This window comes from Frankia sp. AgKG'84/4 (genome assembly GCF_023242965.2).
Taxonomy (GTDB): Bacteria; Actinomycetota; Actinomycetes; order Frankiales; family Frankiaceae; genus Frankia.
Map to the genome: position 1 here is coordinate 1 of NZ_JALKFU020000033.1, position 20,712 is coordinate 20,712.

Annotated in this window: 15 protein-coding genes, 1 tRNA gene and 2 pseudogenes; 11 read left to right on the top strand and 7 right to left on the bottom strand. The window is 70.1% G+C overall.

Annotated elements, in window-relative coordinates; all coding sequences use genetic code 11:
• Nucleotides 1-37: 37 nt before the first annotated feature.
• The 4 genes and pseudogenes from MXD58_RS04560 to MXD58_RS04575 all read left to right on the top strand — a co-directional run bounded on the left by MXD58_RS04560 (nucleotide 38) and on the right by MXD58_RS04575 (nucleotide 4,625).
• Nucleotides 38-879 (top strand): annotated as a pseudogene (locus tag MXD58_RS04560) (SDR family NAD(P)-dependent oxidoreductase).
• A 77-nt stretch (nucleotides 880-956) separates the two neighbouring features.
• Nucleotides 957-2,411, top strand: coding sequence for an aldehyde dehydrogenase (locus tag MXD58_RS04565; protein WP_248841008.1), 1,455 nt, complete (start codon nucleotides 957-959; stop codon nucleotides 2,409-2,411).
• 376 nt (nucleotides 2,412-2,787) lie between these two features.
• A complete protein-coding gene (locus tag MXD58_RS04570; RefSeq protein WP_250609072.1) occupies nucleotides 2,788-3,693 on the top strand; it encodes an alpha/beta fold hydrolase in 906 nt (301 codons plus the stop codon).
• Between the two features lie 80 nt (nucleotides 3,694-3,773).
• Complete coding sequence (locus tag MXD58_RS04575; protein WP_248841022.1) at nucleotides 3,774-4,625, top strand: LLM class F420-dependent oxidoreductase; 852 nt, start codon at nucleotides 3,774-3,776, stop codon at nucleotides 4,623-4,625.
• Between the two features lie 88 nt (nucleotides 4,626-4,713).
• On the opposite strand, the gene MXD58_RS04580 is transcribed toward MXD58_RS04575, so the two are convergent.
• Together MXD58_RS04580 and MXD58_RS04585 are read right to left on the bottom strand one after the other, a co-directional pair.
• Nucleotides 4,714-5,508 carry an SDR family NAD(P)-dependent oxidoreductase gene (locus MXD58_RS04580; RefSeq protein ID WP_248841010.1) on the bottom strand — a complete coding sequence of 265 codons (795 nt, stop codon included), beginning with the start codon at nucleotides 5,506-5,508 and terminating at the stop codon, nucleotides 4,714-4,716.
• Between the two features lie 147 nt (nucleotides 5,509-5,655).
• Nucleotides 5,656-6,771, bottom strand: coding sequence for an NDMA-dependent alcohol dehydrogenase (locus MXD58_RS04585; protein WP_248841011.1), 1,116 nt, complete (start codon nucleotides 6,769-6,771; stop codon nucleotides 5,656-5,658).
• Between the two features lie 288 nt (nucleotides 6,772-7,059).
• On the opposite strand from MXD58_RS04585, the gene MXD58_RS04590 reads away from it, so the two are divergent.
• Nucleotides 7,060-7,911 (top strand): SDR family oxidoreductase, encoded by an 852-nt coding sequence (locus MXD58_RS04590; protein WP_248841012.1) that lies wholly within the window; start codon nucleotides 7,060-7,062, stop codon nucleotides 7,909-7,911.
• 147 nt (nucleotides 7,912-8,058) lie between these two features.
• On the opposite strand, the gene MXD58_RS04595 is transcribed toward MXD58_RS04590, so the two are convergent.
• Nucleotides 8,059-9,705, bottom strand: a complete 1,647-nt coding sequence (locus MXD58_RS04595; protein ID WP_248841013.1) for a glutamate--tRNA ligase — start codon at nucleotides 9,703-9,705, stop codon at nucleotides 8,059-8,061.
• 418 nt (nucleotides 9,706-10,123) lie between these two features.
• Here MXD58_RS04595 and leuS point away from each other — a divergent pair, with 418 nt between their 5' ends.
• Entirely contained in the window at nucleotides 10,124-12,610 is a 2,487-nt protein-coding gene (gene leuS, locus MXD58_RS04600) for a leucine--tRNA ligase (RefSeq protein ID WP_248841014.1), read from the top strand.
• Between the two features lie 160 nt (nucleotides 12,611-12,770).
• Entirely contained in the window at nucleotides 12,771-14,039 is a 1,269-nt protein-coding gene (locus MXD58_RS04605; RefSeq protein ID WP_248841015.1) for a cytochrome P450, read from the top strand.
• 62 nt (nucleotides 14,040-14,101) lie between these two features.
• Here MXD58_RS04605 and MXD58_RS04610 read toward each other — a convergent pair whose 3' ends face one another.
• Entirely contained in the window at nucleotides 14,102-14,275 is a 174-nt protein-coding gene (locus tag MXD58_RS04610) for a hypothetical protein (protein ID WP_374615627.1), read from the bottom strand.
• Nucleotides 14,276-14,687: 412 nt separating this feature from the next.
• On the opposite strand from MXD58_RS04610, the gene MXD58_RS04615 reads away from it, so the two are divergent.
• Both MXD58_RS04615 and MXD58_RS04620 read left to right on the top strand, forming a co-directional pair.
• Complete coding sequence (locus tag MXD58_RS04615) at nucleotides 14,688-16,349, top strand: carboxylesterase/lipase family protein (protein WP_248841016.1); 1,662 nt, start codon at nucleotides 14,688-14,690, stop codon at nucleotides 16,347-16,349.
• 88 nt (nucleotides 16,350-16,437) lie between these two features.
• Nucleotides 16,438-16,791, top strand: coding sequence for a VOC family protein (locus MXD58_RS04620; protein WP_248841017.1), 354 nt, complete (start codon nucleotides 16,438-16,440; stop codon nucleotides 16,789-16,791).
• A 66-nt stretch (nucleotides 16,792-16,857) separates the two neighbouring features.
• Here MXD58_RS04620 and MXD58_RS04625 read toward each other — a convergent pair whose 3' ends face one another.
• Nucleotides 16,858-17,337 carry a VOC family protein gene (locus MXD58_RS04625; RefSeq protein ID WP_248841018.1) on the bottom strand — a complete coding sequence of 160 codons (480 nt, stop codon included), beginning with the start codon at nucleotides 17,335-17,337 and terminating at the stop codon, nucleotides 16,858-16,860.
• Nucleotides 17,338-17,645: 308 nt separating this feature from the next.
• Here MXD58_RS04625 and MXD58_RS04630 point away from each other — a divergent pair, with 308 nt between their 5' ends.
• Together MXD58_RS04630 and MXD58_RS04635 are read left to right on the top strand one after the other, a co-directional pair.
• A complete protein-coding gene (locus tag MXD58_RS04630; RefSeq protein ID WP_250609073.1) occupies nucleotides 17,646-18,992 on the top strand; it encodes a hypothetical protein in 1,347 nt (448 codons plus the stop codon).
• 788 nt (nucleotides 18,993-19,780) lie between these two features.
• Nucleotides 19,781-19,853 (top strand) — tRNA-Arg (locus MXD58_RS04635).
• 92 nt (nucleotides 19,854-19,945) lie between these two features.
• Here MXD58_RS04635 and MXD58_RS04640 read toward each other — a convergent pair.
• Both MXD58_RS04640 and MXD58_RS04645 read right to left on the bottom strand, forming a co-directional pair.
• Nucleotides 19,946-20,092, bottom strand: a complete 147-nt coding sequence (locus MXD58_RS04640) for a hypothetical protein (RefSeq protein ID WP_248841021.1) — start codon at nucleotides 20,090-20,092, stop codon at nucleotides 19,946-19,948.
• Nucleotides 20,093-20,123: 31 nt separating this feature from the next.
• A pseudogene (locus tag MXD58_RS04645) lies at nucleotides 20,124-20,471 on the bottom strand (transposase family protein); the annotation flags it as partial.
• Nucleotides 20,472-20,712 lie beyond the last annotated feature (241 nt).

Sequence of the window (20,712 nt, forward strand, 5' to 3'; positions counted from 1 at the left end):
CGGCTGGGTCGGCGTCGTCACCGGCGCGGCCAGCGGGATCGGCCGGGCAGTCGCGCACCGCTTCGCCGCGGCGGGCGGGAAGGTCGTCGGCGGCGACATCGACGAGGCGGGCCTGGCCAGCCTCGCGGCCGAACTGCCCGCCGACTCCTTCGCCGCCGCCCGCTGCGACATCACCGTCGAGGACGACGTGGCGGCGCTCATCGCGCTGGCGCACGTCCGGTTCGGCCGGCTGGACGCGGTGGTCGCCAACGCCGGCGGCGGTTCGTCCAGCGAGGTCGCCGACCACGACGCCGCCGAATGGCGCCGGGTCGTCGACCTGTGCCTCAACGGGACGTTCCTGACGGTGAAGCACGGCGGGCGGGCGCTGCGCGACGCCGGCCACGGTGGCTCGATCGTCACCATCGCAAGCCTCAACGCCGTACAGCCCGGCCGGGGCATGGGCGCCTACTGCGCGGCGAAGGCCGGCGTCGTCGCCCTCACCGAGGTTGCCGCCCTGGAACTCGGCCGGCACGGCATCCGGGTGAACGCGATCGCGCCCGGCCTCACCCGGACCGGGGCGACCGGGCCATGTGGGGGGTACCGGGCCTGGTCGAGGAGTTCGTCGAGAACACCCCGCTGGGCCGTTTCGCGGAGCCGGCGGAAGTGGCGAACCTCGTCTACGTCCTCGCCTCCGACCAGGCGTCGTTCGTCAGCGGCAGCCTGTACGGCATCGACGGTGGCGCGCACACGAAGCGCTATCCCGACATGATCGGCGCCATCGAGCGCTCGTCGCCCCGAGCCCGGCCGGCTGAGCGCGGCGTCGATGGTGGGCCCGTCCGGTCGCTCGCGGGGGACGCCGACCGGAAGATCGTCGTGAGGTCGGGGACGACCGCCGGCTGAGCCAGTCCCCGACGCGTACCCGACCCGTCGCTTCGAGCATCGACATCCCGCAGCACCCTGAGATCTGGAGATCCGTGATGACCCTCGTGAAGGACGCCCTGTTCATTGGCGGCTCGTGGGTAGCCCCGGCGAGTGACCGCACGATCAACGTGATCTCACCGCACACCGAGGAGGTGTACGCGACCGTCCCGGAGGCGAATGAGGTCGACATCGACCGGGCCGTGACGGCCGCCCGCGCCGCCTTCGAGGAAGGACCGTGGCCGCACTCCTCCCCCAAGGAGCGCGCCGCGATGATCCGGGCGATCTCCGCGGCGATCCAGGCCCGGGCCCAGGAGTTCGCCGAGACCGTGACCGCGGAGATGGGCGCTCCGACCGACTTCGCGCTGTTCGGGCACACCTACGCTGCGGCGATGGTGCTCGAGGGCTTCGCGGACCTGGCCGAGAGCTTCCCGTTCGAGCAGGAGCGGCCGGGCCTGCTGGGTCCCGTTCTGGTGGCGAAGGCGCCGGTCGGCGTGTGCGCGGGCATCGTGCCGTGGAACGTGCCGCTGTTCCTGACCGCCGCGAAGATCGGGGGTAGCCTCGCGTCCGGCTCCTCCATCATCATCAAGTCGGCCCCTGAGTCGCCGCTGACCAGCTACCTGCTGGCGGAGGTCATCGAGTCGGTCGGCCTGCCGCCGGGCGTGATCAACATCATCACCGCGGACCGGGAGATGAGCGAGGTGCTCGTCCGCCACCCCGGCCTGGACAAGGTGTCGTTCACCGGCAGCACCGCCGTCGGCCGTCGGGTCGCGTCGATCTGCGGTGAGCAGCTCAAGCGGTGCACCCTGGAACTTGGCGGCAAGTCGGCGTCCATCATCCTCGACGACGCCGACCTCGGCGCCGCGCTGCCGGCGCTGCTGCCGGCCGCGTTCGCCAACTCCGGCCAGGTCTGCGCCGCGCAGACCCGGATCCTCGCGCCGCGTTCCCGCTACACCGAGATCGTCGAGGGCCTGGCCGATCTCGTCGCCGGCACCAAGGCGAGCGACCCGAGCGTGTCCGGCACCCTGGTCGGCCCACTGGTCGCCAGCCGGCAGCGGGACCGGGTGGAGGGGCTGATCGAGGCCGGCGTCAACGAGGGCGCGCGGCTGGTGACCGGCGGTGGACGCCCGAAGGACGCGCAGCACGGCTGGTATGTCGAGCCCACACTGTTCGTCGACGTCGACAACTCGATGCGAATCGCCCGCGAGGAGGTCTTCGGGCCGGTCCTGGCGGTGCTTCCGTACGACACGGAGGCCGATGCGATCCGCATCGCCAACGACTCCGACTACGGCCTGTCCGGCTCGGTGTGGACCGGCGACACCCAGCACGGGGTGGCCGTGGGCCGCCAGGTGCGCACCGGCGCCTTCGCCATCAACTCGGGGATGATGCTGGACCCGAAGAGCCCCTTCGGCGGGTTCAAGCAGTCCGGCATCGGCCGGGAGATGGGCATCGAGGGCCTCGAGGGCTACCTGGAGACGCAGACGCTGGTCCTGCCGCCGCCGGCGAAGGACTGAGCGGACCAGATCTCCTGGTCGACACCAGAGCACCGGGACACCGGCTTCTGGATCAAGCCGGGCCGGCCGCACCGGGTGCGGCCGGCCCGGGCATCGAGCGTCGGGGCGCGATTGGCCGACGCGCAGGAGGACACATGGCCACGGTCTCCGGCGGCGGACTCGTCTCCAGGACATTCGTCGATCTCGGCGTGGCCCACGCCTAACCACTCCTCGGGCGTGTCGCCGCACGGTCAGAGGGCGGCCGGCCTGCCACGACATCGCGATCGCCCCCGACGTGGTCCGCCCGATGATGAACGCGATGACCGTGGACCTGCCGGGGGCCGCATCCGCATTCCGTACTACGAGGCGTACCCCAAGGGCGAGGGCTGACGGACAGATGACCGAGAGCGTGGACGAAGCCGCAGGCCCGGAAACGGCCAGGAGCCTGGACGACCTGATCGAACACCGGTACGCCACGGTGAACGGCGTGGAGCTGCACTACGTCATCGGCGGGCAGGGCCCGACCGTCCTGCTGCTGCACGGCTTCCCGGACTTCTGGTACACGTGGCGGGATCAGATCCCGCCACTGATCGCCGCCGGCTTCCGGGTGGTGGCACCGGACCTGCGCGGCTACAACCTGTCGGCCAAGCCGGCGGGGGTCGCGAGCTACCACGTCCGGGAGCTGTGCGCCGACGTCGACGGGCTCATCCGGCACCTCGGGGAGACACAGGTCGACCTGGTCGGGCACGACTGGGGCGGCTTCGTCGCGTGGTTCTTCACGATGCGCCACCCGGAACGGGTCCGCCACCTAGCCGTGCTGAACATGCTGCACCCGGAACGCCTGTTCACCGGGTTCCGCTCGCCGAGCCAGCTCCGCCGAAGCTGGTACATGTTCTTCTTCCGCCTGCCCAGGCTGCCGGAGAAGGCCCTGACCGCCGGCGGCGAGCCGCGCTATCTGCGGGTCTACGAGACCGAGCCGAACACGCCGTTCTCGCCCGCCGAGCTCGACCGCTACCGGGAGGCGTTCCGGGACGGCCGGACGCTGACGGCGGGGATCAACTACTACCGCGCCCTCATCGGAAACCTTCGCACCCTGCGTCGCCGGTTCGTCCACCGGATCGACACACCGACCCTGGTCTTGTTCGGCGACGGCGATCCGCATCTGCGCAGTGACCTCGCCGACCCGTTGCCGAGCCTCGTCCCGAACGCGCGCTCGGTCCACTATCCGCAGGCCGGCCACTGGCTCCAACATGATCTGCCCACCGAGGTCACCGACCAGCTCGTCGCGTTCTTTCGCACCTGAGCCCGGGGCCGGCTAGAAAGGCAACCGTGGCTCTTCGCTTCGTCTTTCACTATCCAGAGACCAACGGAACCGACGGCGACATGCTCGACGCCGGCCCCCTGCACGAGGTGGCGGCCGCGGCCGAGCGAGCCGGGTTCGACGCCTTCTCGCTGACCGAGCATCCGGTTCCCGGGGCCCGCTGGCTGTCCGCCGGCGGGCATCAGAGCCTCGACCCGTTCGTCGCGCTCGGCTACGTCGCGGCAGCCACCACCCGGCTGCGGCTGCTCACCTATCTGGCGGTGGCGCCGTACCGCAACCCGTTCGTGCTGGCCAAGGCCGCCGCGACCGTCGACCGGCTCTCCGGTGGCCGGCTGATCCTCGGGCTCGGCGCGGGCTACCAGAAATCCGAGTTCTTCGCGCTCGGTGTTGACCTCGCCGAGCGTGGCGCGCTGTTCGACGAAGTCCTCGACGTGCTGCCGCTGCACTGGCGCGGCGAGCCGTTCAGCTACCGCGGCCGGCACTTCGACGCCCGCGACGTCATCGCCCTGCCCAGGCCCACCCAGAATCCCATTCCCATCTGGATCGGCGGGAACTCCCGGGCGGCGCGCCGCCGGGCCGGCGAGCGGGCCCAGGGCTGGATGCCGATGCCCGGCTCCCCGGAACTCAGCCGGACCGCGCAGACGAGCACCATCACCTCGGTCGCACACCTCGCCGAACTGATCGCCGGCGTGCGGGCGGACGCCGGCGCGGCGGGGCGCACCGAACCGGTCGACGTCCTCTACTCCTACGACGACCTCGGCGAGGACCCGACCGCCGACGCGGACCGGCACCGCGAGGCCATCGCGGAGCTGGCGAAGGCCGGCGTCAACTACCTCAAGGTGAGCAGCGCCAAGGCCAGCCCGGCGGCCACGCTGGCGTTCGTCGAGGCCTTCGGCACGACCTACCTGGCCTGACCCCGCACCACCTGGCCTGACCCCGCGCGGTCGGCCGACCCGAACCGCCGGGACGGCCCACCGCCGGCGTCACGCCGCCGGGACGAGGTCAGCCGCCGGCACGCTCGAAAGCGGCGATCATGTCGGGGTAGCGTCTGGTTCGTGCGCCGCCGTCCACGCTGTAGAGCGAGCCGGAGACGAACGAGGATTCCTCGGAGGCGAGGAAGTAGATGACGTTGGCGATCTCCTCCGGCTGGGCGAACCGGCCGAGCGGCGCGTTCTCGACGTACTCCTCGACGATGGCCGGCACCTGCCACAAGGCGTTGGTCATTCCGGTCTGCACCAGGCCGGGCGCCACGGCGTTCACGCGGATGCCGTACCGGCCGAGTTCCAGCGCGGCGACCTCGGTCAGCGCCACCGCGCCGGCCTTCGCCGCGCAGTAGGCGCCCACCCCCCGGCCTGCCTGCACGGCGTTGAGGCTGGCGACCGTGACGATGGAGCCGCCGTTCCCGGCCGCGCGCAGGGCCCGGCCGCCGTGCTTGATGGTCAGGAACGCGCCGGTCAGGGACAGCTCGACGACCCTGCGCCATTCGGCGGCGTCGAGGTCGACGATCTCACCGAGGGTGCCGTTCCCGGCGTTGGCGACGACCACGTCGAGGCGGCCGAACCGACTCGTGGCGAGCTCGACGAGCGCCGCCACGTCCTCCTCGACGGTGACGTCGCAGCGGGCGCCCACGAAGGCGTCCTGGCCGAGTTCGTCCTCGAGTTCAGCGAGACCCTTGTCGTCGATGTCCCCGCCGACGACCTTTCCGCCCTCGGCAACGAACCTGCGGGCGGCCGCCCGCCCGATGCCGCTGGCCGCGCCTGTGACCAGGCCGACCCAGCCGGCGCGCGGGCCGCTCATCGCGTGCGTCCCCGGGCGGCGCCGGCGGTTACCAGTGGTGTCATCTGACGGGATCCCTTCAGAAGGCCGAGGGCGCCGCACCACGGCGTCCGTCTTGCTGGTCTGGCTGGACGGCTGTACTGCTGGCCGCAGGACCGGCCGGGCCGCTCAGAAGACGAGTGCGCCGCGCAGGATCCGCCCGGCCTCGAGGTCGGCGTAACCGTCGTTCACCTGGTCGAGGGTGTAGGTCCTGGTGATCAGCTCGTCGATCTTGAGGATGCCGGCGCGGTAGAGATCGAGCAACCGCGGGATCGCCGTGCGGGGGCTCTGGGAGCCGTACAGGCAGCCGCGGATCTGCTTGTTCAACATCGCCAACATGAACAGGTTGAGGGAGACGTTGGTCTGGCCGTACGGTGCCACGGAGGTGACGACGGTGATGCCGTCCTTGGCGGTCAGGTCCAGCGCCGGCGCGAGCAGCTCGCCCTCCATCACCGAGTAGGCGCAGATCACCGAGTCGCACATGCCGCCGGCGGTGAGGTTCGCGATCTCACCGGCCGCCTCCTCGATCGACGCGAACACGTGGGTGGCGCCGAACCGCAGCGCCTGTTCCCGCTTGAACTCCACCGGGTCGACGGCGAAGATCAGCCGAGCACCGGCGATCTTCGCACCCTGCACGGCACTCACGCCGATGCCGCCGGCGCCGAGGATCGCGACCACGTCCCCCGGCTTCACCTCGGCCCGGTTGACCGCGGAGCCGAACCCGGTCGCGACCCCGCACGACACCAGGGCGGCCACGGCGAAGGGCACCTCCGGGTCGACCTTGACCACGGACGTCTCCGCGACCAGCTGCTTCTCGGAGAACGCGCCGAGCTGCGCGTAGCGCGCCACCGGCTCGTCGCCGAGGCGGTGCGCGACGCGGCCGTCGGTCATCATGCCGATGTCGAACATCTTCGCGCCGTCGTTGCACAGGTACGCCCGGCCCGTGCGACACCAGGAGCAGGCACCGCAGGACGGCACGAACGACATCGCCACGTGGTCCCCCGGCTGGACCGTCGTGACGCCCTCCCCCACCGCGACGACTTCGCCGGCACCTTCGTGCCCGCAGATCGCCGGGAAATGCGGCATCGGCATGGCGCCGGACCGGGCATGCTCGTCCGAGTGGCACAGCCCGCAGGCCCGAACATCGATCAGAACCTCACCGGCCCGCGGATCGTCGATCTCGACGGTCTCGATCTTGAAGTCCTGGTTGGGGCCGAACAGCAGTGCCGCTCGCGAGCTGACCATCTGACACACCTTTCGCTAGTCCGCATGCGCGCGCGTGGCCGGCCGGCGCGGCTGAATGCTGCATCACATTTAGATCCTCCACCGCCGGGACTCCGGAGTCATCTGGTGTGCGGCCCGTGCGCCGTGGACCGGACTGGTCGCGGCCGGACTGGTCGCGGCCGGACTGGTCGCGGCCGGACTGGTCGCGGCCGGACTGGTCGACTCCGGCGACGCCCATGGCCTACGTTCACCCTGACGCCAGTCGACGCACGAGGCCGGCCATGCTGATCGAGGGAAGAGACGACAGGGATGACTGACGAGGGTGCGCAACTGTCAGTGCTGGTCACCGGGGGTGGCACGGGCATCGGCGCGGCCGTCGCGCGCCGGCTCGCGAGCGAGGGCGCGTGGGTGACCATCTGCGGCCGGACAGATAAGACCCTGAGCTCCACCGCCGAGGCCATCAACGTCGACCTCGGCCGGGAGGCGGTCCGATACCACCTCGGCGACGTGACCAGCGAACCTGACGTGGCGCGGGTCGTCGCCGCCGCGGCCGAGTGGCAGGGCCGCCTGGACGGCGTGGTGGCGAACGCGGGCGGCGGCGGCATGCTCGCGCCCCTGCACGCGCAGGACGTGTCGGAGTTCGAGCGCGTGCTGCGGCTGAACGTCGTCGGTGCCCTGATCCTGCTGAAGAGCTCGGTGCCGCTGTTCTCCCGCGCCGGGGCCGGCTCCTTCGTCGCCATCTCCTCGATCGCGGGCCACCTGACCCACCCCTTCTTCGGCGCCTACCCGGTGGCGAAGGCCGGGCTGGAGGAGCTGATCCGCAACGCGGCCGACGAGTACGGCGCCGCCGGCATCCGGTTCAACGCCGTCCGCCCGGGCCTGACCTCGACGGAGCTTCTCAGCTTCATCACCCCGGGCACGACGCTGTACAACACCTACGACGAGAACACGCCGCTGGGCGGCGCGTCCGACCCGGACGACGTGGCCCAGCTCGTCAGCTTCCTGCTCTCGCCGCGGGCCAGCCGGATCACCGGCCAGATCGTGAACGTGGACGGCGGCCTGTCCCTGCGTCGGGGCCCGGACTACACCTCGATGATCGAGGCCCAGTACGGCGGACGCGACGGCCTGCTCGCCCGTCCCCACAACGGCGCCGAGGCCTAGCCCTCTGGTCGCTTTGCAGGGATCGCAGTCCGATTTGCCGTTCGAGAGGGGCTCATCGGGGAGCGAGTTGCTGGGACGACCCGCGACCCCATGGGTCGTCCCAGCCGGATGTTCGGTCGGGCATTCGCCTACCGACCGGGCGCCGGATCAGGCGTCGAGGACGGCGCTGAGGCGGCGGCGGGTCTCGGGCTCGCCGAGGGCCTGGGTGACCAGGTGGAAGGCGGGGCTGCGGTTCGAGCCGGTGAGCAGGACGCGGAAGATCTGCGCGGCCTCCTTTGTCGAGCCGACGTAGGACTCCTTGTCGGCCTTGTACTCCTTCGGGCTGGCGGCGAAGCGGTTCGCCGTCGCGGCCGAGCGGATCTGCTCGAACCAGGCGTCGCTGTCGTTGACGTGCTGGTAGCCGGCCAGGAAATCGGTGGCGAGCGCCTGGACCACCTCGGCGGGCAGACCGCCGAGCCGAGGGTCGGCCGGGTCGCTGACCAGCTCGAACAGCTCGGGCAGGAAGTAGCCGTAGACCGCCCGGAAGTCGGACCACTTGCGCAGATCCTTGCGCGGGTTGGCGACGCCGACCCGTTCGATGTCGAGCGCACGCAGCACCCGCTCCCGGTTCCCCTCGATGGCGGCGGCGAGCTCGGCGTCGTAGACCCCGGCCCAGTCCAGCACCGCGGCGAGGATCGCCTCGTTGCTCATCGTCGCGATCAGGTCGGCGGCGATGTCCTCCAGCCGGACGAGGTCGACGAGCGGCCCGGCGACGCCACATTCCGACAGCCGCAGCGGCTCGGCGAGAGCCTGGTCGAGCGGGAGTTCCGCGAGCCGACCGTTCGCCAGGCCGCGCAGGTAGTAGAGCACCGCGTCCGTCGGGTAACCGCCGGCGATGTAGTACTCGATCGCCGCCTCGGGGTCCTTGCGCTTCGAGAGCTTGCGCTTCGCCTTGCCATCCTGCTTCATCAGCGGCGCGACGTGGGCGTAGGGAATCCGCTCGAAACCAAGGGCGTCGAAAAGCTGCAGATGCACGGGTACGGACGAGATCCACTCGTCGCCGCGCACCACCAGGCTCACCCGCATCAGATGGTCATCGACGGCATGGGCGAAATGATAGGTGGGCAGCCGCAGCGCATTCGCGGAGCTCTTCAGGATGACGACGTCGTTCCGGTTGTCGTCCGCGGTGATCGTGCCACGGATGACGTCGGTGTAACTGACCCGGCCGGCCGCCTCACCGGGCGAGCGGAAGCGCACGACGTACGGCTCCCCCGCCGCGAGCCGGGCCCGCACCAGCTCGGCCTCGGCGTCCCGCCACGGCGCCCAGCGGCCGTAGTACCCCGTCGGGAGCTTGGCGGCCCGCTGCTCGTCGGTGAGGGCTGCCAGCTCCTCCTTTGTGGCGAAGCACGGGTAGGCCCGGCCCGCGCGAAGCAGCTCACGCACGTGGGACAGGTAGATCTGGGCCCGCTCGGACTGCAGGTACGGGCCGTACGCCCCGGTACCCGCCGCCTCGTCCGGGGTCAGGCCGAAGTGCTCGAAGGCCCGGTCGAACTCGCGGGCGGCACCGGCCACCTCGCGCTCCTGGTCGGTGTCCTCGACCCGGACCAGGTAACGGCCGTCGGACTGCCGGGCCAGCGCGCGGTCGAGCAGGGCGACGAACACGCCGCCCAGATGCAGCGACCCGGTCGGGCTCGGGCAGAAACGGGTAACCGCCGCGTCCGCCGGCAGCTGGCGCGGCGGGTACCGCTGCTCCCAGTGCGCGACCTCGGGCAGGTCACTCGGGAAGAGCGCGTCGACCTCCGCGCGGTCAAGCATGGCAATCACTCGGGCGGGCCATCGGCAAGGTAACCATTCCGGGTTTATGAAACGTATCGACTAATGGGTCCTGAGATTGTATCACGATGGCGATCAGAACAATGTCGCCACGCAACCGGGCCCACCATTGAACGGCCTCCGGTCGAGACGAAACCAGGTATTCCCCGCTCCACCGCGCACCACATGACCTGGACGGCGTTCACCGTGTCGCACCCGGGGAACGTGGCGCCATCGACAGGCAGGGCGCCAGGGGGTGGGGACGCCACCAACGAACCGCTGCGCGCCCGCTTCCGGGCCGGCCAGGCAGGTCCGGTGCCGATCACGGCCAGGGCCGCCGCCACCAGGCCTCCGGCCAAGTCCCGGGGATAGACTCCGAGGCAGTATGGCCATCGCACCTCATCGACGACAGGTAACCGGCATGAACACCCCCGATTTCCGCGAGATCGACCGCAAATGGCAGGACATCTGGCAGCGCGAGAAGACGTGGCAGGTGTCGAACGACCTGAGCCTTGCCGGCGATCGCGCGTACGTTCTCGAGATGCTGCCGTACACCAGCGGCGAGCCGCACATCGGCCATCTCAAGAACTATGCGGTCGGGGATGCGGTGGCCCATTTCCTGCGCCGTAACGGCCGCCGTGTTCTGCACCCCATGGGCTATGACGCCTTCGGGCTGCCGGCCGAGAACCACGCCATCCGCACGGGAAAGCATCCGCGGGTCTCCACCGCCGAGTCGATCGCGTCCTTCGCACGGCAGTTCCGTGAGTGGGGAATCTCCATCGACTGGTCGCGCGAGATTGCCACCTACCAGCCGAGCTACTACCGCTGGACCCAGTGGATCTTCCTGCAGCTCTACCGCAAGGGGCTGGCGTACCGGAAGAACGCCGCCGTCAACTGGTGCCCGCAGGACGCGACCGTGCTCGCGAACGAGCAGGTGGTCAACGGTCGGTGCGAGCGGTGCGGCTCCGAGGTCGAGGCCCGCCAGCTCGAGCAGTGGTTCTTCGGGATCACGCAGTACGCCGAGCAGCTACTGTCCGGGCTGGAAACCATCCAATGGCCCGAGCACGTCAAGACGATGCAGCGGAACTGGATCGGCCGGTCGACCGGGGCCGAGCTCGTCTTCGCCAGCGCCGAAATCCCCGACCTGTCCTTCCGGGTGTTCACAACGCGGCCCGACACGCTGTACGGCGCGACGTTCGTCGTGCTGGCCCCGGAACACCCGGAGCTTCTGCGTCTGGTCGCTGGAACGCCGCAGGAAAGCGCCGTCCGGGATTACATCAATGCCTCCGCCCGGCAGACCAAGGACGTTCGCGGCGCCGCGAGCAAGCCGAAGACCGGGGTTTTCACCGGCCGCCACGTCATCAATCCCGTGACCGGCGAGCCGGTGCCGGTGTATGTCGCGGACTACGTCCTGATGGAGTACGGCACCGGCGCCATCATGGCGGTGCCCGCGCATGACGAACGGGACTACGCCTTCGCCGTCGAGCATGACCTGCCGGTGCGCCAGGTCATCGCCCCGGCCGGTGCGGCCCAGCCCGACGAGGCACCGTCCGGCACGGCGGCACAACCCGGTGAGCTGCCCTACACCGGCGGCGGCGTGCTGACCGGCTCCGGCGAGTTCGACGGCCAGAGCACCGAGGCGGGCGGGCGGGCGATCGTCGACCGGGTGGCCGAGCGTGACCTCGGGCGGCTCACCGTCAGCTACAAGCTGCGGGACTGGCTGCTGTCCCGGCAGCGCTACTGGGGCTGCCCGATCCCGATCGTCTACTGCGACACCTGCGGCGCGGTCCCCGTTCCCGAAGACCAGCTGCCGGTCGTCCTGCCCGACGTCGAGGACTACGCGCCGAAGGGCAAGTCCCCGCTGGCGGCGGCCACCGACTGGGTCACGACGACGTGCCCGTCCTGCGCCGGCCCGGCCCGGCGCGAGACCGACACGATGGACACCTTCGTCGACTCGTCCTGGTACTTCCTGCGTTACTGCGACCCGGGCAACGACAACGAGGCGTTCGACGTCGACGCGCTGCGCGAGTGGATGCCGGTCGACCAGTACATCGGCGGCATCGAGCACGCGATCCTGCATCTGATGTATGCCCGGTTCCTGTGCCGGGTGCTGTTCGACCTGGGGCACGTTCCCGTCGAGGAGCCGTTCAACAAGCTCTTCACGCAGGGAATGATCACCAAGGACGGCGCGAAGATGTCCAAGTCGCGGGGGAACGTGGTCTCCCCGACGGAGCTCATCCGCCGCTACGGTGCCGACACGGCCCGGTGCTACGTCCTGTTCATGGGCCCGCCCGACATGGGCGCCGACTGGTCCGACGACGGCATCGAGGGCGTCTACCGCTTCCTCGTCCGCCTGCTGCGCCTGGGCCACTCCCTGGCGCCGGACGAGGCGACGCCGGAGCCCGAAGGCAACGCCGCGGTCAATACCGATCTCGCCCGCAAGGTCGCCGCGTCGATCGTGCGGGTCACCGACAGCATGACCCAGAAGTTCGCGTTCAACATCGCGATCGCGACCGTGATGGAGCTGTCCAACTCGATCACCAAGGCGGAGCGGGAGGGCGCGGGCCGCGCCACGCTGCGCGACGCCGTCGCCGCCGGCGCCTCGCTGCTGTTCCCGTTCGCCCCGCACACCTGCGCGGAGATCTACGAGCTGCTGACCGGCGCGCGGGTCTGGGACACGCCGTGGCCCGTCGCCGATCCGGAGCTGCTGCGTTCCGAGACGCTGTCGGTGGTCTGCCAGGTCAATGGGAAGGTCCGGGATCGGGTCGCCGTCGCGGTCGGCGCGGACCAGGCGACGGTCGAGGCGGCGGCACGCACCTCGCGCGCCGTCGAGCAGGCCCTCGGCGACAAGAAGATCGTCAAGGTCGTGTTCATCCCCGACAAGCTGCTCAACTTCGTCGCGCGCTGAACCAACAGCCGGGGTAGGCCGCGACTCGGCGGCGCGGCCGACGCCGACGCCGACGCCGATCGATCGATCGGAAGGCGCAATACGTCCCTCGCTCGGGGGTGGCCCACGGATATTCGTGTGCTACCTCCGAGAACGCGTACTCCCGACCGAGGAGTTGCGAGTGGCCGTCACCGCCCCGACGCCGAAGCCGACCGGCAGCGCGCGCCCACCGGTCCTGGCGGCCTTCACCGCCGCACGCGGACCCGACCCCTACCCGACCTACCGGGCGATCCGGGAGAGCGACCCACTCGCCGGCACCGACCTGGGCAACAGCCGGATCACCCTCGTCTCCCGGCACGACCACGCCGGCACCGTGCTCGCCGATCCCTCCTTCGGCCACGGTTACAAGGAGAAGATCAGCCCGTTCCGCCCGGACGGCGACTCGGCCGACGGCCTGGAATCGCTGCTGCGCACCGACCCGCCGGACCACACCCGGCTTCGCCGGCTGGTCAGCCGGGCGTTCACCCCCAGCGTCCTCGCCGGACTCGCCCCCGACCTCACCGTCTACGCCAACGAGCTGCTGGACGCGGCCCTGACGGCCGGGGACGTCGACGCGGTCGAGTCGCTCGCCCGGCCGATACCGCTACGGATGATCTGCCGACTGCTCGGCGTGCCCCGTGCGGACGAGCCGAGCTTCAGCACCTGGGCCGCCATCCTGATCCGCGGCATCGACCCCGACTTCCTCCAGACGCCGGAGGAGATCGACGCCCGGCGCCGCGCGGCCCGGGAGCTGGACGACTACTTCCGCCAGCTGATCTCCAGGCTGCGGGCGGCGCCGGGCGACGACCTGGTCAGCCAGCTCGTGACGGTCCACCTCGAGGAGGAGGCGCTGACCGGGAGCGAGGTACTCGCGCTCTGCGCCGTCCTGCTGGTCGCCGGCCTGGAGACCACGGTCAATCTCATCAGCGGCGGCATTCGCGCCCTCGCGCTGCACCCCGACCAGCAGGCCCTCCTACGCGCCGACCCGCGTCTCGTGCCGGCCGCGGTCGAGGAGATGCTGCGCTACGACCCGCCGGTGCAGTTCATCCCGCGCACAGTGCTCGCGGACACCGAACTCGGCGGACGGGCGTTCCGCCGCGGCGAGGGGATGCTCGTCGTCACCGGGTCGGCGAACCGCGACCCGGAGGTCTTCGCCGAGCCCGACCGGTTCCTCGTCACCCGTTACGCCGGTGCCGCCCCCGCGGCCCGCCACCACACCTTCGGCCTGGGCATCCACTACTGCCTGGGCGCACCCCTGGCCAGGATGGAAGCGGAGATCATCTTTCGGCTGCTGCTCGTGCGCACGGCCGAGTTCACGCTGGCGCCGAGCACGCCGGCCTACCTGCCGCAGAGCATCATCCGCGGCCTCGCCGACCTACCCCTGCAGCTCACTGCCCGCGCCACCCCCTGAGCCGCCGACGCGGCGTGGGTCCCGCCGCGTCGGCTGAGCGGCGCGTGGCCGGGAGACGAACGTCAGGCCCCCGTGGCGACGAGCCCGGCGGCACACAGCTCACCGACGTCCCGGCCGGCCTTGTCCTCGCTCCACGAGAAGCACCCGACGAGCTCGAGATCCGGCCGCGCGAGGACCACCCGCACCGCGCTGCGGCCGACGATGCCCGTGGTCCACTGAACGACTCGTAAAGTCAATGTTCACCCTTCACCAAGGGACAATTGGCGGCTATTGTCGCTCGAAAGCTACCATCGCCGGCCGAATGCGAGCGCTTTTTACGGGCCCGCCCCGCCTTTCCGCGACACCGCATTGCCACGAACCGTATTTACTGCGGAACCATCCCCCGTTACTCCGCCCTCTCGTGCTGGACCCCGCGCGACCAGCCGGCCCCGAGCTCCACTCCGAAGGGCCATCACCGGCGCCGGCCTGTGTCACACCGCGTTTGACCTGATCGGTACGTGGATAGGTGCCTATGAAGCCGCTCGATGCCACCCAAATCGAGCGATTCGGCCGTCTTGGTCCTGGTCGTTAAGTACGGGCGGAGTAGCAATGCGCAACCACCACGGGATCCGGTCAGGATTCCGCCGTACACGGCCCACCACGGCCCTGGTGCCACTCGTCGCCGCGGCCGCCCTGGCGGCCGGCCTGCTGACCGCCTGCACGGGCAGCTCGACGCCGCAGGCAGCGGGTTCAACGCCACCGACGCCACCGACGGCAAGCCGGACCTCGCCGGCGGCCAGCCCGTCGTCCGGGCCGGCACCGCTGACGGTCGACACCACCAGCGGTCGCCTGCACGGGCTGGCGACCTCGCAGGCCAGGGAGTTCCTCGGCGTCCGGTACGCCGAGGCGCCCACCGGGGACCAGCGCTGGACGATGCCCACCGCGCCCCCGAAGCCCGTCGGCACGGTCGAGGCCACCAAGGCCGGGCCGAGCTGCGCGCAGGGCGGATCCGCACCCGGTGCCTCGGCCACCACCTCAACCTCCGAGGACTGCCTGTTCCTCAACGTCACCACCCCGACCACCGCGCGCACCGGCGAGAAGCTGCCGGTCATGGTGTGGTGGCACGGCAGCGGCTACACCAGCGGCTCCGGGTCGTCGTACGACGCCGCGCGGCTCGCGGACCAGGGGCATGTCATCGTCGTGACCCTGAACTACCGGCTCGGGGTCTTCGGCTACCTCTCGCTTCCCGGCCTGGCCGGCAGCGGCGACTTCGGCCTCGCCGACCAGATCCTCGCCACCCGATGGGCGAAGCGGAACGCGGCGGCGTTCGGCGGCGACCCGGACAACATCACCGTCTTCGGCGAGTCGGCCGGCGCGATGAGCGCCTGCGCCCTGCTCACCTCGCCCGTCGCGAAGGGGCTGGTGAACAAGGTCGCGATGTCGTCGGGCGGTGCCTGCCAGCTGAACTGGCCGCGCGGCGGGCTGCTGCCCGACGTCCCGGCGCAGACGCCGTACGTCGCGCTGGCCGACAGCGAGAAGCTGGGCGTCACCGAGGCCGGCACGCTCGGGTGCACGGGCGCGTCCACCCTGTCGTGCCTGCGCGACGCGTCCACGGCGGACCTGTTGAAGGTCTTCCCGGTGTTCTCCGACGTGCTCGCGTACGACACCCCGCTGCTGCCGGAGAACCCGGCGACGGCGGTGACCGACGGGCGCACCCTGCCCATCCCGGTGCTGTCCACCAGCAACCACGACGAGCAGCGCGCCTTCGTCGGCGGCGCCCAGAAGGTCAAGCCGTACTACAGCGCGGCGAGCTACCCGACCTACTTGGCGCAGGCCTTCGGCCCCGACGCGGACAAGGTCGCCGCCCAGTACCCGCTGACGAAGTATCCGAACCCCGCCATCGCCTGGTCCACGGTGATCACCGACGCGTCCTGGTCGTGCCCGACACTGGCCGGAAACGCCGCGCTGGCCACCCACGGCTCCACCGTCTACGGCGGCGAGTTCGACGATCCGCACGCGCCCGACATCAGCGGCGTCACATCGGCGTCCTTCGATCCCGGCGCTGCCCACGCCGCCGACCTTCCGTACCTGTTCGACCTGCTCGGCCAGAACTATCTGCGCGGCACGGCCCAGACGAAGCTCAGCGCCGCGATGATCGACTACTGGACCAGCTTCGCCCGCACGGGCACACCGACCGCCGAGGGCCAGCCCGCCTGGCCGAAGCTCAGCGGCACCGGCGGCCCGACGCTGCAGCTCAACCCGACCGAGATCAGAACGGTCGACCTGGCCGCCGAACACAACTGCGCCTTCTGGACGACCATCCCGAGCTGACGGGACGGGGCGGCGGTCAACGGTAATCGGCGCTGGCCGGCGGTGGTGGGATGCCGCCGGCCGATCGCCGTCCTGGCAGGATGGCCGCATGGAACGGGTGCTTGGAATCGGCGGGTACTTCCTGCGGGCTGCCGACCCGGCGGCGCTGGGTGCCTGGTACCGCGACCATCTCGGCATCGACGCCGACGAGAACGGCCTGTGGGGTCAGGAGGCCGGACCGACGGTGTTCGCGCCGTTCGACGCGGACACGGACTACTTCGGTTCCCGTACCCAGCAGACCATGCTGAACTTCCGGGTCCGCGACCTGGCGGCGATGCTCGCGCAACTGCGCGCCAAGGGCGCCGACGTCGCCGACGAGACGCAGGATATGGACGGCGTCGGCCGCTTCGGCTGGGTCACCGACCCCGAAGGCAATCGGATCGAGCTGTGGGAACCCGCCTGAGAAGGTAGCCACCGCGGCGGCGAGGCGTCGTCGACCCGCGAAGGACACAACGGCTCGCCGCCGACCTCAACTGGCCGACCCGCTCGTGGCCCGCGCCGGATCGCCGGCTACCGAGCCCTTTCCCGGCAGGAAGTACACGACCTCCCACAGATGGCCGTCGGGGTCGCTGAAGTGGCCGGCATAGATTCCCCACGGCCGCTCGTGCGGCGATCCGTGGACGACCGCGCCGGCGCGGCGCGCGGCTTCGAGCAGCCCATCGACGTCCTCCCGACGCTGCACCGTGTGGCCCAGGCTCACCCCGGACCCGGCGAGCCGCCCAGCAGCCAGACCCGCGTCCTTCTCCAGCTCAGACCGCGGGTAGAGAGAAAGGACCAGCCCGTCGTCCAGGGTGAACATCGCGGTCGCGCCGGCCGGTTTCGTCTCGCTGCCCGGGAACTCGGTGCCGAGAATGCCGGTCGAGGCCAGGCCCAGACCGTCGCGGTAGAAAGCCAGGGACCGTTCGAGGTCGCTGACTCCGAGCGTGAGCACATGGATACGCGCCTTCATCGCTGTCTCCCTCCACCGCCGTAGGTGATGCCGTTGCAAACCGTCCTACCCCGTCGGCGGGCGGATCGTCTTGGACGAATCGGACGTGGCCCTGGAAGCCCTGCCATGGCGCCCCGATGCCGAGGACATCTACATACCGCAACGACTTCGACGCGTTCAGTTATCAATCCTTGCCGCCCGCAAAACGGTCGAACTCTTCATAGCTAGACATCGGCTCACGCGAAGCGCATCGCCGACCGGGAATCCAGCCACATCGCCTGGCACCGGTACGACGATGCATCACCGTAAGCCGCAACAGGGGGGAAACAATGCCGAAGCACGCCGACTGGGCCCTCGCTCCGCTCACCAGAGAACGACAGCAGCTGCTTCCGACAGACCAGCCTCGCACCGGCCCGATGAAGGACTGGGGCACCGGCGCGATCCACCACAAGATTTCCAAGGACACCCTGGATCTGCTTGGCCGAGCGCTGACCTCAGCCATGAATCCGGGCGGCTCGAAGGCGAGCAGACGGAATCTCGACGCCGATATCATCGACGCGGCGAAGGAGTTCTGGGTAGCTGCCCAGAAGTGCGCGCCCAGCGCTCTCACGGGCCTCACGTCAGATATAACCAAGGTCCTTTGGAACCTCCCCGTCAATCTGGAGATCGGGCCGGCCGAGATCCTGGAGAACCCAGGCGCGAGCTTCGACCCGAACAGCGAGCCGTCACCGGCCGGCAACGGAAAGCGCGTTCTCTCGGCGGAGAGCAGGATTCTCCAGGAGATGGAGAGTCTCTTCCTGCCGAAACTGATCGGGGCAACGCCTGCCGGACTGACCGCGAAGGACTGGAGAACTCTGCGAGACCAGCTGGTCGCGGCACAGGCCGCTTTCAAGGCCGATTATGAGGCCCGAGACGGAAAGGGGCTCCTCGCGCCACCCCGCATCGAGCAGTGGATCGAGGGCACCAAGAAGATCAAATTTAGCACCGGGGAGCAGGACGCCCCCGCGTTCCAGCGTAAGCGACTGCGCTACTTTCCCGGCGCGGCCAGCGCGCGGCAGTGGTACGTCAACCGTCCGACGCCGATCCCGGATCCCACGAATGCGATCGCCGCGCTCGGCGCGAGCCTGCCGATCAGACAACGCTACAACCTCACCGACCGGGAGGGCGGGAAGCACGTCGTCCAGGTCACCATGGACACAGACGCGCTGAAACACACCTGCCAGCGGCACTGCTACACCTATTTCACCTGGGAGAAAGACGACATCAAGCTCGTCAACAACTTCTGGCCGCGGAACCGGGTGAGCACCGCCGCCCAGTACTTCGCCACCATCAGCGGAGCCCTCCCGGACATCGCCCAGGCCGGCCTGGACCACATCCTCGCCGAGTTCGACGAGCGCGAGCAGAAGATCGGTCGGTCGATCACCGTCGTCAACGTCCCGCATGGGAACGACGTGCTGTTCTTCATCGCCAAGTTCACCAAGGACGCCGACCTGACGGAGGCAGACGACTCCGGCGAGGGCGCACCGGCCGGCGAAGGCTCGGCCAGCGAGGCCGAAGCAGACAGCGGCACGGACGACGCGACCGTGTGGGAGCTGAACCTCGCCACCGTCGCCCCCGACGGCCCAACCGCGGAGTCCTTCCCGACCAGCGAACTGAGTGCCGCGAAGAAAGCCTGATCACCAGCAGGGCGCGGCGCCTCCGGCCATCTCTTTCCAGGGGTGGCCGGATCTCGCCAGGCCCGTCCACGCCACGGAACGCCACGTAACATGGTCGGCGTCGCCGTCGAAGCCGACGCCAATCCGGACCGTAATATAACGGAATCGCGTGGTGCGCCGCTTGCCAGTGGATGAGCCCCAGGACGCCTACGGTCACCCCATGCGAGGCAGACTCATCGGCGCGGGCTGTGCTGCGGCTTTCACCCTGCTGCTCGGCGCCTGCTCCGCCCAGAGCCCCGAGCCGGACGTCGTCAATCCCCGGCGACCCGGGCCGCCGCAGGTCTCCCCGACTCCCCCGGCGGTAGCCCAGCCTCTGGACGTCCCGGCCGACTGCAACCCGTACCCCCCGTACTGCTTCGGCCCCCTGCCACCCGACGATCACTATCCGACCTGGTTGCCGTCGCCCCCTGAACCGCCGAGCTGGTGGCCACCGCTCATCCCGCCGGACCTACCGCCAGGACAGCAGCCACCGGTTCACATCCCCTAGCTGGAGCGCCTGCGCCACTGGGAACCGCTTCCGGGCCACTGCCCGCAGGCCTTGAGGTCGACCGCGTCACGGGGCGCCGGTCCACCCCGACCATCGCGGGCCCCCGGCCACCGCAGCGGGGGCCCGCCACCAGACCCCCCACACACCGATCACTCACCCCACGCGCATGGGACGAACTACGCTCGAGACCACCCCGGGCGCCGCCTGCGTCGCCTCCCCGGTGCTGTAAGCTGACACCGTCAGCCACTCAGGTGGCGGGCATGCGCTCGTAGCTCAACGGACAGAGCATCTGACTACGGATCAGAAGGTTGGGGGTTCGATTCCCTCCGAGCGCACGCACGGTTGAGACAGGTCAGAGCCCCGTACCCCCATCCAAGGTACGGGGCTCTGCCGCTTCCTGACAGCCAAGTTGACAGCCAACAGTCTGTCAGGCGTTCGGGTCTTCCGAGTCGTCCTCCTCTGTGTCCTCTGCCGGGAACCAGCCGTCGAGCTTCGATGCGGTGTCCTGGTGCGCGGTGTCGGTCAGGTCGACGTAGATGTCCATGGTCGTCGAGAGCATCGTGTGGCCGAGCATCGCTTGGAGTCACCGCGGCGGCCCACGCTCCCAGCACCGTGTCCAGCGCGTCGGCGTCGAGGGCGGCGAACACCCGGCGGAACGTCGAGGCGTCCGGGACTCGCGCGATCCCCAACGCCGACCAGACGGTCTCGCCGGCGTCCGCGGCCCACTCGGCGATCGCGGTGAACGACCGGGCTCCCGCCAGCACCGCGCACGTCGCCAGCGTGAGCAGAACCGGTAGCCGGTGCCGGCGCCCACGGCGTTTCCGCGGGTCGGTGACCTGGGCGAATACCGCCAGCAAACCTGCCGGCGACACCGACCGTGGTGGACTCCCGGTGACGGCCAAGGCCAGCTGATCCAGACCAGGGACAGACGGAGATAATGGCGCGGCGGGCATGGCACCTCGGGGCGATCAGGATGGCGTGAGAACCTCCATGATCAGCCGAGGGTCATGCCCGTCCTCGTTCGGGACCCAGCCCCAGCCTTCCGCACACCCCATCTCCACCAGAAACCCTCACCACGACCTACGGGCAGCTACTCGGCAAACTTGCCGGCGCCCTGGCGGGAGCGGTTGACGGTGGAGGATCGCGAGGCAATCTCGCGAGAGCTGAGCCAGGGGCGTTCAGCTCGATATATCG

Bases quoted from the DNA above. Each gene is read 5' to 3' on its own strand.
- MXD58_RS04565 (WP_248841008.1), top strand. From the start codon at position 957: ATGACCCTCGTGAAGGACGCCCTGTTCATTGGCGGCTCGTGGGTAGCC.
- MXD58_RS04570 (WP_250609072.1), top strand. From the start codon at position 2,788: ATGACCGAGAGCGTGGACGAAGCCGCAGGCCCGGAAACGGCCAGGAGC.
- MXD58_RS04575 (WP_248841022.1), top strand. From the start codon at position 3,774: ATGCTCGACGCCGGCCCCCTGCACGAGGTGGCGGCCGCGGCCGAGCGA.
- MXD58_RS04580 (WP_248841010.1), bottom strand. From the start codon at position 5,508: ATGAGCGGCCCGCGCGCCGGCTGGGTCGGCCTGGTCACAGGCGCGGCC.
- MXD58_RS04585 (WP_248841011.1), bottom strand. From the start codon at position 6,771: ATGGTCAGCTCGCGAGCGGCACTGCTGTTCGGCCCCAACCAGGACTTC.
- MXD58_RS04590 (WP_248841012.1), top strand. From the start codon at position 7,060: ATGACTGACGAGGGTGCGCAACTGTCAGTGCTGGTCACCGGGGGTGGC.
- MXD58_RS04595 (WP_248841013.1), bottom strand. From the start codon at position 9,705: ATGCTTGACCGCGCGGAGGTCGACGCGCTCTTCCCGAGTGACCTGCCC.
- leuS (WP_248841014.1), top strand. From the start codon at position 10,124: ATGAACACCCCCGATTTCCGCGAGATCGACCGCAAATGGCAGGACATC.
- MXD58_RS04620 (WP_248841017.1), top strand. From the start codon at position 16,438: ATGGAACGGGTGCTTGGAATCGGCGGGTACTTCCTGCGGGCTGCCGAC.
- MXD58_RS04625 (WP_248841018.1), bottom strand. From the start codon at position 17,337: ATGAAGGCGCGTATCCATGTGCTCACGCTCGGAGTCAGCGACCTCGAA.
- MXD58_RS04630 (WP_250609073.1), top strand. From the start codon at position 17,646: ATGCCGAAGCACGCCGACTGGGCCCTCGCTCCGCTCACCAGAGAACGA.
- MXD58_RS04640 (WP_248841021.1), bottom strand. From the start codon at position 20,092: ATGCTCGGCCACACGATGCTCTCGACGACCATGGACATCTACGTCGAC.